The following is a 15030-nucleotide window of genomic DNA, read 5'->3' on the forward strand; positions in this document are numbered from 1 at the left end:
AATACGTCTTGGTCGGCGTCCGGAATTTCCCGACCGGGCCGGGAGCGCGGCCCGGTCGGACCCGGACCTACTTCAGCTCGGCGTCCACCAGGCCCTGGGCAACGCCCACCAACGTGAGCCGGTCGTCGGAGCCTGCCGGCGGCACGTACAGGAAGACGGACTCGCCGTAGGTCACGTCCACGCCTTCCGTGGTGGAGTCCTCCCCGGCCAGCGCCGCGAACTCGGGCGAGAGTTCCACGGTGGCACCGGCTTCGGCCGGCAGGCTGCTCATCACCGACTCCATGTGGCCGAACACCACGGCGCCGCCGTCGGCGGTGCGCAGCGCCCGCAACGAGCCGTCGTCGACGCTGCGGCTGAAGGAGATGTCGGCGTTTTTGTTGGACTTGACCTGGTCTTTTTGGAACGCCTGGATCTGCTCGGAGAAGGTGTTCTTTCCGATCGCGTCCTTGTGCTTGCCGTCGTCGAGATTCTCCGCGACCATCTTCACGGCCGCCTGCGGCGAGTGCAACAGGCCTTCCTCGGCGTCCGGCGCCACGGCCGGTGTCCCGCCGCTCTCGGTGGAGACCTGGGGGAAGGTGGTGCCCGGCAGCATCTGGAGCGCGCCCACCATCCGATAGTTCGAGCGCGGATCCTGCTGCACCAGCACGATCACCTGCGGCACCGGATTGTCCTCGCCCTCCGTGACCGTCACGACCGTCCGCGGCCAGTCGGCACTCGTGCTGACCATCGAGGTCAGGATCGGCCCGGCGGCCACCGGAACGGGAGCCGCCGCCTCGCCGTTTTCAGCCCGCACCTTGTAGTTGGCCTCGCGGACGGTCAGGGCGGCCCCGGCGACCCGCGGCTTCAGCTTGCCGGAATCCTGCGCCGAGTCGGCATCCAAGACTGCCGCTGCCACCGAATCCATGATCCGGGTCAATTGGCCTTCCAGCAGCACCGGGTGGCCGGCGGCGTCTCCGGCGTCCTGGGAGGGGGCCGCCGGAGACGCGGCCTGGGCGGGAAGCACGGCGCCGGACGCCAGGACCACGGCTGCACCCGCCGCGGCTGCGGCGCGCAGGCTAAGCTTCGGGCGGACCATCAGGGAACGGCGGCCCGCCGACCGGTCGCCCTCTTCGGGCTTTTGCAGGCCGGCGCCTGGCGGCACGGCCTGGCTGGAACGATCGACCGGGGCACCGCGGCCCGGCTGTACCAGCGCCGCCGTTTCCGGGCCGCCTGCGTTCGGGCGGCCACTTCCGCCCCGGGGGTCGGAGTCGTCGCCGGGGACGGGCCGGTTCGGACGGCGAGACACCACGGCCATCGCCACCCCAAGCACCAGCAGCAGGGCGCCGATGATCATCAGGGCCAGCGACCACGGCACGGAGGTGTCGTTCGGCCAGGTGACGGTCACGGTGGTCGGCGCCGGCTCAGTGCCGTCCGCTGCCAGCAGGATGGACCACTCGCCGTCGGCCGGGGCCACCCACCGGTGCTCAAGGCTGCCCTCGGCCTGCTGCTGGCTCACCCAGAGGTCGGATCCCGCCGGGTTCGGCACTTTGGCCTCGCCCTCGGTCACGGTCCCCTGCAGCTGCCCGTCCTCGATGCCGGTCAGGGAGGTGTGCGCTGCCTCTCCGACCCAGGCCTCGACGTCGCCCGCGCGGCCGATGGCCAGCAGGAACTCGCCGTCGGCCTCCACTGAAACGTCCACTTCTTCTTCGTGGACCCCGAAGACTTCGGGCTCAATGACGGTCACGGGGGCGGTTGCATCGGCTGCCGTGTAGGTGGCCGAGGCGCGTTCGGGCGGTGCCCAGACGGTCCGCTGGGCGATGCCCAGCGCGATGGCCAGCAGGCCGATCACCATCAGGGCCACTGAAATCTTAAAACGCACAAAAATACCAATCGTCGATCGCTGCAGGAAGGAAGGGCCGCAGGGACGCCCAAGCCTTGAGGTGCCGGCAGGGTGCCCGCCATCGGTCATGCTTTATAACCCTATGGTAACGAACCCTCTCCGCCGCCCGTGCGCGGCCGGACACTTAGTCCGCCGCGGGCAACCTTTTGCCCTTTTGCCGTCGGCACCCGCTGCCACACCCTACCGGACTGGTAGTCTTTCGCTCAGAATTGCCCCCTATCCTGCGCCGTTGTTGCTTAGCGCGCGACGAGTGCGCCCGCCCGTTGCTTCAGCGGCTGCAGGCGGAAGAGAGGATGCTGCGTGAGCGAACACCGGGATGCTCCCACGCCCGCTGGCGGCAACGGATCGCCAGCCGAGGGCCTGCCGGCCGACGTCCATGCGCCGGTGCCGGATCCTGCCGCGTCGACAGCGGCGTTACCGGCTTCGGCGCCGGTCATGGCGGCGCGCCGGCACGCGGTCCTGGGTGCCCTCGGGCGCATCGGGTCGTCAATGCCCCGGGCCCGGCCGCGCGTCCGCTTCCAGATGCCGCCCGAGGACGACTCGCCCGCCGCCGCCCGCGACGGGCGCGTCAGCACCGACTTCTCCCCCGCCCGGCACCCGATCCACTTCGGATTCATGGCAACGGTCGGCGTCGGTTTCGCGCTGCTGCTCTACTTCGTGCTGACCAACGTCGGTGAGCTGCTGGCGTGGATCGCGGCGGCGCTCTTCATTGCCCTGGGGCTCGACCCGATCGTCCGCTGGCTGGAAAGCAAGGGGCTGCCGCGTCCGGCCGGCGTCATCATTGTGGTGCTGATCCTGGCCGGGTTGATCGCGGCGTTCATCTCCACGCTGATCCCGACCATCGTCAACCAGACCACGCAGATCGTGGCCAACGCTCCCCGCTATGTCGAGGACGTCCTGAACTCGGCCATTTTCCAGACCATTGATGAGCAGTTCCAGGTCCGGGAGCGCATCGACGTCGAACTGGAGAGGTTCTTTGCCAGTTCCGAGAACGTCACCGGCATCTTCGGCGGCGTCCTCGGCGTCGGCAGCGCCGTCCTCCAGGGCGCGTTCGGGGCGCTGATCGTGCTGGTGCTCACGCTGTACTTCCTGGCGTCGCTTCCGGCGCTGAAGGTATGGGCCTACCGGCTGGCCCCGCGCTCCAAGCGGCGGCAGGTGCAGCGCCTGTCCGAAGAGATCACCGGCAGCGTGGGCAGCTATGTGATCGGCCAGGCCTGCGTGGCACTGATCAACGCCGCGGTGGCATTCATCGCCATGACCATTGCGCAGGTGCCGTTCACCGCCCTGCTGACCTTCGTCGTCGGCCTGCTTGCCTTCATCCCGCTGATCGGCGCCGTGATTGCCGGCGTATTCGTCTCGCTGGTTGCCCTGACCGCGGGCTGGCAGCCGGCGGTGCTGTTCGCCATCATCTACTTTGCCTACCTGCAGATCGAGGCGTACTTCGTGTCGCCGCGCATCATGCAGCGCGCGGTGGCCGTACCCGGGGCCGTGGCGGTGATTGCCGTGATTGCCGGCGGTTCGCTGATGGGTGTGCTGGGCGCGCTGATGGCGATTCCGGCCGCGGCATCGGTGATGCTGCTGCTGAAGGACGTCTTCATCGTCCGGCAGGACCGGAACTGACGGTTCCGGTCAGCGGTAGCGGAAACTGCGGGTCTGCCAGCAGCGCGGATGCCAGTGCCGCCGCTCGGCCAGCGCCGTCTCGCCACCGAACAACGAGTCGGCCTGCCAGGCGACCAAGTGCTCGATGCCCGGGCCGATCGTCCGGTTGCAGCCCGGGCAGGTGTACTCCTTGGCGGCGTTCGGCGGGGTGACCCGCCGCACGTTCCATTCGCCGTCGGGCGCATTCTGACGCTCCGGTATGCCGGCGCGGGCGCGGTCCAGGTCCAGCTCGTTGGCCCGCGTCCACTTGCTGCTGCCTGTGCCTGAGCGGCGGCGCGGGCGGTTGGAACGGGGCATGCCACCATTCTGCCCCACCGGCGCGGCCCGGACCGAACCACGCCGGACCACGCTTGTGCCGGGACGATCCACTTGTGCCGAGCCGGTCCACAGGTGGCGGCCGGTCCACGGGTGCCCGGACCGACCACACACCGGGCACCGGTAAAGTGGCCTACTGTGCGTCTTGTCATTGCCCGTTGCTCCGTTGATTACATCGGCCGCCTCCGCGCCCACCTGCCGCTGGCCACCCGCCTGCTGATGGTGAAGGCGGACGGCTCCGTCCTGATCCATTCCGACGGCGGTTCCTACAAGCCGCTCAACTGGATGAGCCCGCCGGCCAATCTCCGGGTGGCGGAGCCGGAGGCCGACGACGCCGACTCGGGCGTCCAGGAGGTCTGGCACGTCCAGCACGCCAAGAGCGACGACCGCCTGGTGATCAGCATCCACGAGCACCTGCACGAATACAGCCACGATCTGGGCGTCGACCCGGGGCTGGTCAAGGACGGCGTGGAGGCCGACCTGCAGCGCCTGCTGGCCGAACAGATCCACCGCCTCGGCCCCGGCCACACGCTGGTGCGGCGGGAATACATGACGGCGATCGGCCCCGTGGACATCCTGGCCCGCAACGCCGAGGGGGGCACCGTGGCCGTCGAGCTCAAGCGGCGCGGGGACATCGACGGCGTGGAACAGCTGACCCGCTATCTGGAGCTGCTCAACCGCGATCCCCTGCTGGCGCCGGTCAAGGGGATTTTCGCGGCCCAGCAGATCAAGCCGCAGGCGCGGGTGCTCGCCACCGACCGGGGCATCGACTGCCTGACCCTGGACTACGACGAGATGCGCGGCGTGGACGACGCCGAATCCCGCCTGTTCTGATTCCCGGGACTCGTAAAACAACGCGCGCTTCCTGCGGCCGGCGCCGGCTCGGAGCCCAGGAACCGGCACATAACCGCGGATCGAACTCTTCCTTAATAAAAGATTGAATTATCCTTTGTACCGTTGACCGCCCATGGGGCTTATGTGATGCTTAACTCAGTCTTTGTGTAGGTGTGGTTTTCATGCTCGCAAGACGTGTTGCGAGTGTGAAGCTCCACGGCGTCCGGCCCGCAGGCCGTGTCGTTTGGATCTTCCACGGAGTAACCGGGTTGGTACGAGGTGTGCCGGCTTGTTTTTGTTCCACGATGAGGAGATTTAAATGGCACAGGGGACCGTTAAGTGGTTTAACGCGGAAAAGGGCTTCGGCTTCATCACACCGGATGAGGCCGACGGCGACGTCTTCGTTCACTACTCTGAAATCCAGTCGGGCGGATTCAAGACCCTCGACGAAAACCAGCGCGTGAGCTTCGAGATCGGCCAGGGAGCCAAGGGCCCGCAGGCCACCGGCGTCACCATCATCTAGCCGCTTGCGCTTAGCGGTGCGGGGCTGTCCACGCCACCGCACCGCACGCAGGACCCCTCCGATGCTTTCGGAGGGGTTCTGCTCATTCCGGCGTCAGGCGGGCAGCTTCGGCGGTCCCAGCCGGACCACGTCTCCGCCCAGGGCGCGCAGGCGCTCGTCGAACCGCTCATATCCCCGGTCGATGTGCTCCACGCCGTGGACCTCGGTGGTGCCGTCGGCCACCAGCCCGGCGATGACCAGCGCGGCACCGGCGCGGATGTCGTTGGCCTCCACGGGGGCGCCGGAGAGCTGCGGTACCCCCTTGATCAGCGCGTGGTGCCCGTCCAGCCGCACCACCGCTCCCAGCCGGGCCAATTCGGACGTGAAACCCCAGCGCGCCTCAAACACGTTTTCCGTCACCATCCCGTGCCCGTCCGCAACGGCATTCAGCGCGACGACGAACGGCTGCAGGTCCGTGGGAAATCCGGGGTACGGCAGCGTGGAGACGTTGATCGGCCGCGGCCGCTGCGGTCCTTCCACCGTGAAGCCGTCATCCCTGCTGGTGATCCGGCACCCGGCCTGCGCCAGCTTGTCCAGAACCACGGCCAGATGGCCGGGATTTGACCGGGCCACGTCCACTGTTCCCCCGGTGATGGCAGCGGCGAAGGCCCAGGTCCCGGCTACGATCCGGTCCGGCACGGTGCTGTGGCGCACGGGGTGCAGGCTCTCCACGCCGGTGATGACCAGCGTGGGCGAGCCGATTCCTTCGATCCGGGCGCCCATCGAGACCAGCAGGTCGGCAATATCGGTGATCTCCGGTTCCCGCGCCGCGTTGTCGATCACCGTCACTCCCCGGGCCAGGGTCGCGGCCATCATCAGGTTTTCGGTGGCGCCGACCGACGGATACGGCAGGCGGTGGTGGGTGCCGTGCAGCCCTTGCGGCGCCTTGGCCACCAGGTAGCCGTGGTCGATGCTGATGCTGGCGCCCATCTGTTCCAGCCCGGCCCGGTGCATATCCAGGCCGCGGCTGCCGATGGCATCTCCCCCGGGCAGCGCCACTTCCGCCTGCCGGCAGCGTGCCACGAGCGGTCCGAGCACGGAAATGGATGCCCGCATGGCGCGGACCAGGTCGTAGTCGGCCTGGTGGGCCGGTGCGGCAGGGACGTCGATATGGACACTGGCGGCGTCGACGTCGTAATCCACCGCGCAGCCGAGCCGGCGCAGCAGTTCCGACATGATCCAGACGTCCTGGATGTCGGGCACATTCGTGATCGTGGAACGGCCCTCAGCCAGCAGCACCGCGGCCATCAGCTTCAAGACGCTGTTCTTGGCGCCGGGAACCTCCACCCGCCCGTTGAGCGAGCTGGGCCCGTGCACCACAATCACGTTCTCCATGAAAACCATCCTAGGGTTGCGGCACGACTGTGCTGGTTAAAAGGCGGACGGCGCGGCTCCCCAGAGAGCCGCGCCGCACATTGGTCTCAACGCCAGGTGCCGATGCCGATCACCGGTCCGGCTTCGAGCCAGGACGAGAGACCTGCGTAGACGTCGAAGGTCATTGCCATCGACAGATCCTGTTTTTCGTGCGTGAGCATCACGACGATCGCGCCGGGCTGGATCTTGGCCCGCTCGGTTTCGGTCGGTTGCCGCCAGCCCTGCAGTTCCAGCGAACTGCGCCGGAACCGGTAGCGCGGCTTGGGACTCAACGACAGCAGGCGCAGCCATTCCAGATGCGTGTCCGTATAACGACAAACCCCCATCTGCCAGCTGCCGGGCAGCATGGCGATGGAGGCGTCGAAGGTGCCCAGGGCGCGCCGCAGCTGGTAGCGGCGCACCCCGAAGGCGACCAGTGCCAACACCAGCAGCAGGAAGACTGCGGCCAGTATGGCGAACGTGACGTCGAGACCGTTCACCGGCGGCTAGCGGATTCCCGCCGTAGCCCCGTCGCCAATCGTCGCATTGTCTGCGACGATGACAACCCGGTTGCTGTCGACGGAGAAGAACCCGCCGTCGACATTCACGTTGATGCGCTCACCGGAGACCGGCTCGATGGCCAGCTCGCCGGCGGCCAGGACTGCCAGCACCGGGCTGTGCCCGGGCAGGATCCCGATCTCGCCGTCGCTGGTCCGCGCCCTGACCATTGTTGCCGGGCCGGACCACACGAAGTGGTCCGCGGCAACAATTTCAACTTCCAGTTCAGCAGAAATGTTAGCCACAGGCCTTACTTCCCGGTCTGTTCCTGGATCTTGGCCCACTGGCGCTCCACGTCGTCCAGGCCGCCCACGTTGAAGAAGGCCTGCTCGGCGATGTGGTCGAGCTCGCCGTCGCAGATGGCCCTGAAGCCTTCCACGGTGTCCTTGATGGAGACCGTGGAACCCTCGACGCCGGTGAACTGCTTGGCGGTGTAGGTGTTCTGCGACAGGAACTGCTGGATGCGGCGGGCGCGGGCGACGACGATCTTGTCTTCTTCGCCCAGTTCGTCAATGCCGAGGATGGCAATGATGTCCTGCAGTTCCTTGTTCTTCTGCAGGATCTGCTTCACGCGGACCGCGGTGTTGTAGTGGTCCTGCCCGATGTACTGCGGATCCAGGATGCGCGAGGTCGAGGTCAGCGGATCCACAGCCGGGTACAGGCCACGGGAGGCGATTTCACGGGAAAGTTCCGTAGTCGCGTCCAGGTGGGCGAAGGTCGTCGCCGGAGCCGGGTCGGTGTAGTCATCCGCGGGGACGTAGATCGCCTGCATCGAGGTGATCGAGTGGCCCTTGGTGGAGGTGATGCGTTCCTGCAGCACGCCCATCTCGTCGGCCAGGTTCGGCTGGTAGCCCACGGCCGAGGGCATGCGGCCCAGCAGCGTGGAAACCTCGGAACCGGCCTGCGTGAAGCGGAAGATGTTGTCGATGAACAGCAGCACGTCCTGCTTCTGCACATCGCGGAAGTACTCCGCCATGGTCAGGGCGGACAGGGCCACGCGCAGTCGCGTTCCCGGCGGCTCGTCCATCTGGCCGAACACCAGGGCGGTGTCCTTGAGCACGCCGGCTTCTTCCATTTCCACCCAGAGGTCGTTGCCCTCGCGGGTACGCTCGCCAACGCCGGCGAACACCGAAGTACCGCCGAAGTTGCGGGCCACACGGGTGATCATTTCCTGGATCAGCACGGTCTTGCCCACGCCGGCGCCGCCGAAGAGGCCGATCTTGCCGCCCTTGATGTACGGGGTCAGCAGGTCGATCACCTTGATGCCGGTCTCCAGCATCTCGGTGGAGCCTTCCAGCTCGGCGAAGTTCGGTGCCTTGCGGTGGATCGGCCAGCGCTCGGTGATTTCCAGCTGGGATGCTTCGACGTCCAGCGGCTCGCCCAGGACGTTGAAGATGTGGCCCTTGACGCCGTCGCCCACGGGCACGGTGATCGGGGAGCCAAGGTCCTGGACCGTGGTGCCGCGGACCAGGCCGTCGGTGGCCTGCAGCGAGATCGCGCGGACCAGGTTGTCGCCCAGGTGCTGCGAGGTCTCGAAGGTAATGGTGCGGGTCTCGCCGTTGAGGGTCACCTCAGCGGTGAGGGCGTTGTACATTGCGGGGATTGCGTCCGCCGGAAATTCGACGTCGACAACCGGGCCGATGACACGGGCGATACGGCCGGTAGCGCCCGTAGCGACGGAACCGGTTCCGTGCTCGATGGTTTGGGCAGTCATCTTTCTCACTTCTCAGTTTCGATGGCGTGGTTATGTGTGCTGTTGCTGCAGGGACTTATCAGGACGCCGCCAGGGCGTCCGCGCCACCGACAATCTCGGTGAGTTCCTGCGTAATCTCTGCCTGGCGCGCGTTGTTGCGCAGACGGGTGTACTTCTCGATCAGGTCCGTGGCATTGTCGCTGGCCGACTTCATCGCGCGCTGGCGTGCCGCCAGCTCGCTGGCAGCGGCCTGGAGCAGGGCGGCAAAGATGCGCGACTCGATGTAGCGCGGCAGCAGTGCGTCCAGAACCTGCTCGGGCTCCGGCTCGTACTCGTACAGCGGCAGCAGATCGGTCTCTGCGGTGGCCTCTTCTTCCACGACTTCCAGCGGCAGCAGTCGGATGACCGCAGGCTCCTGGACAACCATGGACTTGAAGCGGGTGTAGACAATATGGAGCTCGTCTACGCCACCGTCCTCGTACGCCGTGTTGAAGTCGGAGAGCAGTGCCTCGCCGATCTCGCGGGCGGTCGCGAACTCCGGAGCGTCTGTTCCGCCGGTCCAGACCTCCTGGTACTGAATGTTCCGGAAGTCGAAGTAGGCCTGTGCCTTGCGGCCGACCAGGTAGTGGCGGACTTCCTTGCCCTCTCCATGAAGCAGCTCGGTCAGGGACTGGGCCTGCTTCAGCACCGACGCGGAGTACGATCCCGCCAGACCGCGGTCGGAGGTCAGCACGAGCACGGCGGCCCTGCGGATCTGCTCCGGCTCGGTGGTCAGCGGATGGTCGATCTCGGACTGCGAGGCCACGGCAGAAACGGCACGGGTGATCGCATTGGCGTACGGCAACGAGGCCGCGACGCGGCTGCGGGCCTTGCCAATGCGTGAGGCGGCGATCAGCTCCATCGCCTTGAAGATCTTCCGCAGCGACGAAGTCGATGCGATCTTCTGGCGGTAGACCCGAATCTGGGCTCCCATACTCTTCCTTTCCTCGTCCTCGGCGGCCGGACGGAACCGTTAGTGGTTCCGCCCGGCCAACGAAGATGAATTAGCGCTTCTGCTTGACGATCTGTTCCTGGGCGACTTCGTCTTCGGCCAGGGGGTCGTACTCTTCGTGGCCGGCGCCAACCAAGCGGCTGTCGCCCTCCCCGAAGAAGCCCTGCTTGAAGTCCACGATCTGCGACTTCAACTCGTCCACGGTGGAATCCTCGAGCAGATTCGTCTGGGCGATCGTCGTCAGCACCGAGCTGCGGTGCCGCAGGTGCGAGAGGAACTCGGTCTCGAAACGGGTGACGTCCTCGACCGGAACATCGTCCAGGTAGCCGTTGGTGCCGGCCCAGATGGACACAACCTGGTTTTCCACGGGGTAAGGCGTGTACTGGCCCTGCTTCAGCAGCTCCATGAGGCGGGCACCGCGGGTCAGCTGCTGGCGCGACGCCGCATCGAGGTCCGAGGCGAACATCGCGAACGCCTGCATGTCCCGGTACTGGGCCAGGTCCAGCTTCAGGGTGCCGGAGACCTTCTTCATGGCCTTGACCTGGGCCGCACCGCCCACGCGGGAGACGGACACGCCGACGTCCACGGCGGGACGCTGGTTGGCGTTGAACAGGTCGGACTGCAGGAAGATCTGGCCGTCCGTGATGGAGATGACGTTGGTCGGGATGTAGGCCGAGACGTCGTTCGCCTTGGTCTCGATGATCGGCAGGCCGGTCATCGAACCCGCGCCCAGCTCGTCGGAGAGCTTGGCACAACGCTCCAGCAGGCGGGAGTGCAGGTAGAACACATCGCCCGGGTAGGCTTCGCGTCCCGGCGGGCGGCGCAGCAGCAGCGACACGGCGCGGTAGGCTTCGGCCTGCTTGGAGAGATCATCAAAGATGATCAGCACGTGCTTGCCGGAGTACATCCAGTGCTGGCCGATGGCCGAACCGGCGTAGGGCGCCAGGTACTTGAAGCCGGCGGGATCGGAGGCCGGGGACGCCACGATGGTGGTGTACTCCAGCGCACCCCTGTCCTCCAGGGTCTGGCGGACGGCAGCGATGGTCGATGCCTTTTGGCCGATCGCCACGTAGATGCAGCGGACCTGCCGGTTGACGTCGCCGGACTCCCAGTTGGCCTTCTGGTTCAAGATGGCGTCGACGGCGATGGCGGTCTTGCCGGTCTGGCGGTCGCCAATGATCAGCTGGCGCTGTCCGCGACCGATCGGGATCATCGCGTCGATGGCCTTCATGCCGGTCTGCAGCGGCTCGTGCACGGACTTGCGCTGGGTAACGCCCGGGGCCTGCAGCTCCAGTGCGCGGCGCTCGTGCGATTCGATCGGGCCCTTGTCGTCGATCGGGAGGCCCAGCGGGTCCACGACACGGCCCAGGAAGGCGTCGCCGACCGGTACGGACAGGATCTCACCGGTGCGGTGAACTTCCATGCCTTCTTCGATGCCGGTGAATTCACCGAGGATCACCACGCCGATTTCGCGGGTGTCGAGGTTCTGGGCCAGGCCCAGGACGCCGTTCTCGAAACGCAGCAGTTCGTTCGCCATGGCCGAGGGAAGACCCTCGACACGGGCGATGCCATCGCTGGCGGTGGTCACGTGGCCGACTTCGACCCGCTCGGCGCTTCCGGGTTCATAGGACGCCGCGAACTCGTTCAGCGCATTGCGGACGTCGTCGGCGTTGATGGTCAATTCGGCCATCTGCAGTCCCTGCTCTCCTGTGTTTATGATCATCGCGTGGTGCGCGACGACCGGTGTGTTTTTCAGTCTGTGTGAGGCTTCCGGCCCAGTCTCCGTGAGGAGACTAGACCGCGAGACTCCGGCGGAGTTCGGCCAGGCGGGAGATCACGGACGCATCCACGACCTCATCCCCGACCATGACCCGCACGCCGCCAACCAGCCGTGGATCAACGTTGAAGTGGATCCGCAGCTCCCGGCCGTACAACCGGTTGAGCCCGGCCTGCAGGCGGTTCATCTGTTCGCTGGTCAGCGGACGGGTAACGCTGACCTCCGCGATCCAACGCTGCTGGCGCTTGGCCACCAACTGGATGAACCGCTCTACCAGGGCCGTAGGCTTGATGCCGCGCGGGGCGGTCACCGCCTGCCGGATCAGCAGCTGTGCTACGGGACCCGCGGCCGGCACCAGCTTCAGTGCCAGCGCCGATTTGGCTTCGTCCGAAGCCTGGGGTTCAAGCAGGGCACGCTGCAGGTCGTGGTCCGACCCGACAATGCGGTTGAACGCGAACAGGTCCCTCTCCAGACCTTCGAGTCCGTCAACACCCTGGCCCTCTGCAACGGCGACAGCCGTGGTTGCCGCCAAGGTCTCCAAGGCGTCCCCGATGTCGCGCGCAGAGGCCCAACGCGCGGCAGCCAACGAGGTCGCGATGGCCCGGGCATCAGCCGAGACCTTCCCCTCGAGGAGACGGCCGAACATGTCGGCCTTCTCCGTGCTGTCGCGCGCCGGATCGGTCAGGGCACGGCGCAGACCGGCATTGCTGTCCAGCAGGCCCAGGATCCCAAAGAGTTCCTCTGCCAGGGACAGCGAAGCGGTGGGAAGCTTAGCCTCCAGTTCCTGCTGTGCCGCTTTCAGTGACTCGCTCGATACACCGGCCATTATTTAGCAGCACCTGCACTCTGAGACTCAAGGTCGGCGAGGAAGCGGTCCACGACGCGGGCAGCGCGTGCGTCGTCGTTCAGCGACTCGCCGACAATCCTGCCGGCCAGTTCGGTGGCCAGGGTGCCGACTTCGCTGCGAAGCGATGTCACGGCGGCCTGACGCTCTGCGTCAATCTGGACCTGGGCCTGCTCGCTGATGCGTGCAGCCTCTGCCTGGGCCTTTTCCTTCAGCTCCGCCAGGATCTGGGCGCCTTCGGCGCGGGCGTCCTCGCGGATGCGGTTGGCCTCCGCGCGGGCGTCCATCAGCTGCTGCTTGTACTCGTCCAACGCAGCGCTGGCTTCAGCCTGGGCGGCCTCCGCCTTGGCGATCCCGCCCTCGATGGCTTCGGTGCGCTCCGCATACGTCTTCTCGAACGCCGGAACGACGAACTTGGCGACGATGTACATGAGAATCGCGAAGCCGATCAGCGTGACGACGATTTCCCAGATGTTAGGGATCAGAGGGTTGGCACCCTCCGCGGCGGCGAGGATCATTGCCTGATTCATATCTCACCCGTCCTATCTACTCGGTGTGGATGGTCCGCGTTGCCCTGGTTAGAGGACGAACGCGAACACCAGACCAAGAATGGCCAAAGCTTCAGTCAGCGCGAGACCCAGGAATGCGATCGGCTGCAGCACGCGCTGTGCCTCCGGCTGACGGGCAACGCCGTTGATGTAAGCAGCGAACACGAGGCCCACACCGATGGCACCGCCGATAGCGGAGAGACCGTAACCGACGAGGTTGATATTGCCTTCCATTATTTTCCTTTCAAGATGCCCACGCGGGCAGGTTGTTGGTTCAGGTTCTTCCCCAGCGGGGAAATTTAGTGTTCCTCGGCCAGGGAGCCTTGGATGTAGATCGCGGTCAGCAGGACGAACACGTACGCCTGCAGGACCTGGATCAGGATTTCGAAGAAGTACATGCCCACGCCGCCGGCGAGGGTCAGGATACCCAGCGGCTTGAACCAGAAGTCGGCATCCATGATCAGGAATTCGGATCCGGCGGCGGCCAGCATGATGATCAGGTGGCCGGCCAGCATGGTGGCGAACAGACGGAGGCTGTGCGTGACCGGGCGGACCAAAAACGTGGAGATGATCTCGATGAGGACGACCAGCGGGAGGATCGCCTTCGGCACACCGGACGGAACGACGGCGAGCTTGAAGTAGCCGATGCCGTGCTTCTTGATGCCCAGCGCAATCCAGGTGATGTAGACGATGCCGGCCAGTGCGTAGGCCGTGCCCACGTGCGACGGGGTCGGCAGCTGCAGCAGCGGGATGGAGCCGAAGAGGTTGTTCACCAGGATGAAGAAGAACAGTGCCAGCAGCAGCGGGACGAACGGCTTGAAATCGCGCTCACCGATGATGTCCTTGCCCACCGAGTTGCGGACGAAGTTATAGCTCATTTCGCCCAGGTGCTGCAGCTTGCCGGGGACAAGCTGGCGGCGGCGGGAGGCCGCCACAAAGAACCAGGAAATCAGTGCGACGGACAGCAGGACCAGCAGCATCTGCTTGCCGAAGCCCTCACCGTACGGGGCCATCCACGGGAGAACCTCCGGTAGATGCATATCTTCGAGGGTCGGTGGGACGAAGCCACCTTCATCAGCGGCCGCCGGAAGCGCAAGCGCGATCAACGCGTTTCCTCTCTGCAGTGTCCATCTTTGGGCGTTTCAGGGTGGGTCGCCATCGAGGCAGGCCACCATATGAAGTTTTCTGACATTTAGGTGTGGTCCCCCGCGCCGTCCTCATGGCGGCGCCGGGCGCCGCGCGTGAGGTTGTGTTTGCGGGCCAGATAATATCCGCCTCCAGCGCCCAGAACGGCACCGGCGAAAATCAGCCAGCGGGTATCCAACAGATAGTCCAAACCCCAGCCTATCAAACCCCAGGCGATGATCCCGCCAAGGATATAGGTGAGGACGGTGTTGCCGCCCTGGTAGGTGGAGTCGTCCCCGGAACCGCTCCGCGCGGGGCCGGAAGTGCCTTTAGCTGCCATGTCCGGTCTCCCCTTTCGTGGGCTGCCGGCTGTCTGCCGGCTCCGGTTCGGGATCCGCGTACAGCTGGTGGCGCGTCCGCGAGAAGGCAAAAACTTCAGCCGCCTGCCAGACCACCACGGTGGCCACCGCCGCCACGAAGAACCAGGTCCGCTCGAGCCACATCGGGGTCCCGATGAGGAAGAGCGCGGCCCCAAAACCCACCACCTTGATGATGTAGGTGGCAATGAAGGCGCCGATGGCGCCGGAAGGATTCGACCGTCCCACGAAATGGCCCACCAGCAGGCTGATGGCGAAGAACAGCACCACCAGCGCCGCGCCGAGCAGGGCACTCAGCGCGCCGGCCGCACCCGCGGCCACCGTCGACATCACGATGATCAGCACGGCGGTGGCGCCGCCGGCGACCAGGGCGGACCGCAGGATCTTCAGCCACGGCGACCGCGTGGGACCGGATGCAGCGACAGCTGCGCCAGCGGCGGGGTAGCCGTCGTGGCGGGAAGCGCGCATTGGAAGTCCGTTTTCGATCGCTGTGGGGGCCGGAACGGCCGGGTTTA

The 15030-nt window shown here is 66.2% G+C and carries 17 protein-coding genes; 3 read left to right on the plus strand and 14 right to left on the minus strand.

The window, feature by feature from the left end; translation table 11 throughout:
* Positions 1–67 precede the first annotated feature (67 nt).
* A complete protein-coding gene (locus tag AC5RVS_RS14145) occupies positions 68–1858 on the minus strand; it encodes a DUF8094 domain-containing protein (RefSeq protein WP_494108613.1) in 1791 nt (596 codons plus the stop codon).
* 321 nt (positions 1859–2179) lie between these two features.
* Here AC5RVS_RS14145 and AC5RVS_RS14150 point away from each other — a divergent pair, with 321 nt between their 5' ends.
* Positions 2180–3499 carry an AI-2E family transporter gene (locus AC5RVS_RS14150; protein ID WP_494108614.1) on the plus strand — a complete coding sequence of 440 codons (1320 nt, stop codon included), beginning with the start codon at positions 2180–2182 and terminating at the stop codon, positions 3497–3499.
* A 9-nt stretch (positions 3500–3508) separates the two neighbouring features.
* Here the strand turns inward: AC5RVS_RS14150 and AC5RVS_RS14155 are convergent, their stop codons facing one another.
* Positions 3509–3835, minus strand: a complete 327-nt coding sequence (locus AC5RVS_RS14155) for an Rv1322 family protein (protein WP_494108615.1) — start codon at positions 3833–3835, stop codon at positions 3509–3511.
* 156 nt (positions 3836–3991) lie between these two features.
* Here AC5RVS_RS14155 and nucS point away from each other — a divergent pair, with 156 nt between their 5' ends.
* Complete coding sequence (nucS, locus tag AC5RVS_RS14160) at positions 3992–4687, plus strand: endonuclease NucS (RefSeq protein ID WP_494108616.1); 696 nt, start codon at positions 3992–3994, stop codon at positions 4685–4687.
* Between the two features lie 319 nt (positions 4688–5006).
* Positions 5007–5210 (plus strand): cold-shock protein, encoded by a 204-nt coding sequence (locus AC5RVS_RS14165; protein ID WP_493989256.1) that lies wholly within the window; start codon positions 5007–5009, stop codon positions 5208–5210.
* A gap of 93 nt (positions 5211–5303) precedes the next feature.
* Here the strand turns inward: AC5RVS_RS14165 and murA are convergent, their stop codons facing one another.
* From murA to AC5RVS_RS14225, 12 genes are all read right to left on the minus strand, one after another.
* A complete protein-coding gene (gene murA, locus AC5RVS_RS14170) occupies positions 5304–6584 on the minus strand; it encodes a UDP-N-acetylglucosamine 1-carboxyvinyltransferase (protein ID WP_494108617.1) in 1281 nt (426 codons plus the stop codon).
* An 86-nt stretch (positions 6585–6670) separates the two neighbouring features.
* Complete coding sequence (locus tag AC5RVS_RS14175; RefSeq protein WP_493989254.1) at positions 6671–7102, minus strand: DUF2550 domain-containing protein; 432 nt, start codon at positions 7100–7102, stop codon at positions 6671–6673.
* 6 nt (positions 7103–7108) lie between these two features.
* The gene (locus AC5RVS_RS14180) at positions 7109–7405 is read right to left on the minus strand and encodes a F0F1 ATP synthase subunit epsilon (protein WP_493989253.1); all 297 of its coding nucleotides are present in this window, start codon (positions 7403–7405) and stop codon (positions 7109–7111) included.
* Positions 7406–7410: 5 nt separating this feature from the next.
* The gene (atpD, locus tag AC5RVS_RS14185; protein WP_493979722.1) at positions 7411–8874 is read right to left on the minus strand and encodes a F0F1 ATP synthase subunit beta; all 1464 of its coding nucleotides are present in this window, start codon (positions 8872–8874) and stop codon (positions 7411–7413) included.
* Between the two features lie 58 nt (positions 8875–8932).
* Entirely contained in the window at positions 8933–9826 is an 894-nt protein-coding gene (locus AC5RVS_RS14190; RefSeq protein ID WP_493989252.1) for a F0F1 ATP synthase subunit gamma, read from the minus strand.
* A 70-nt stretch (positions 9827–9896) separates the two neighbouring features.
* Complete coding sequence (gene atpA, locus AC5RVS_RS14195) at positions 9897–11534, minus strand: F0F1 ATP synthase subunit alpha (protein ID WP_493989251.1); 1638 nt, start codon at positions 11532–11534, stop codon at positions 9897–9899.
* Between the two features lie 103 nt (positions 11535–11637).
* Entirely contained in the window at positions 11638–12447 is an 810-nt protein-coding gene (locus tag AC5RVS_RS14200; RefSeq protein ID WP_494108618.1) for a F0F1 ATP synthase subunit delta, read from the minus strand.
* Positions 12447–12995, minus strand: a complete 549-nt coding sequence (locus AC5RVS_RS14205) for a F0F1 ATP synthase subunit B (protein ID WP_493979718.1) — start codon at positions 12993–12995, stop codon at positions 12447–12449. Before AC5RVS_RS14205 ends, AC5RVS_RS14200 begins: the two co-directional genes overlap by 1 nt.
* A gap of 48 nt (positions 12996–13043) precedes the next feature.
* Positions 13044–13247, minus strand: coding sequence for an ATP synthase F0 subunit C (gene atpE / locus AC5RVS_RS14210; RefSeq protein ID WP_074701684.1), 204 nt, complete (start codon positions 13245–13247; stop codon positions 13044–13046).
* Between the two features lie 65 nt (positions 13248–13312).
* On the minus strand, positions 13313–14119 hold the full coding sequence (gene atpB / locus AC5RVS_RS14215) for a F0F1 ATP synthase subunit A (RefSeq protein WP_493989249.1): 807 nt from the start codon (positions 14117–14119) through the stop codon (positions 13313–13315).
* Positions 14120–14205: 86 nt separating this feature from the next.
* Complete coding sequence (locus AC5RVS_RS14220; RefSeq protein WP_493989248.1) at positions 14206–14478, minus strand: hypothetical protein; 273 nt, start codon at positions 14476–14478, stop codon at positions 14206–14208.
* A complete protein-coding gene (locus tag AC5RVS_RS14225; RefSeq protein ID WP_493989247.1) occupies positions 14468–14983 on the minus strand; it encodes a Cg1360 family ATP-synthase-associated protein in 516 nt (171 codons plus the stop codon). The genes AC5RVS_RS14220 and AC5RVS_RS14225 overlap by 11 nt, the downstream gene beginning before the upstream one ends.
* Between the last annotated feature and the right edge of the window lie 47 nt (positions 14984–15030).

This window comes from Arthrobacter sp. Y3221048, from assembly GCF_059092685.1.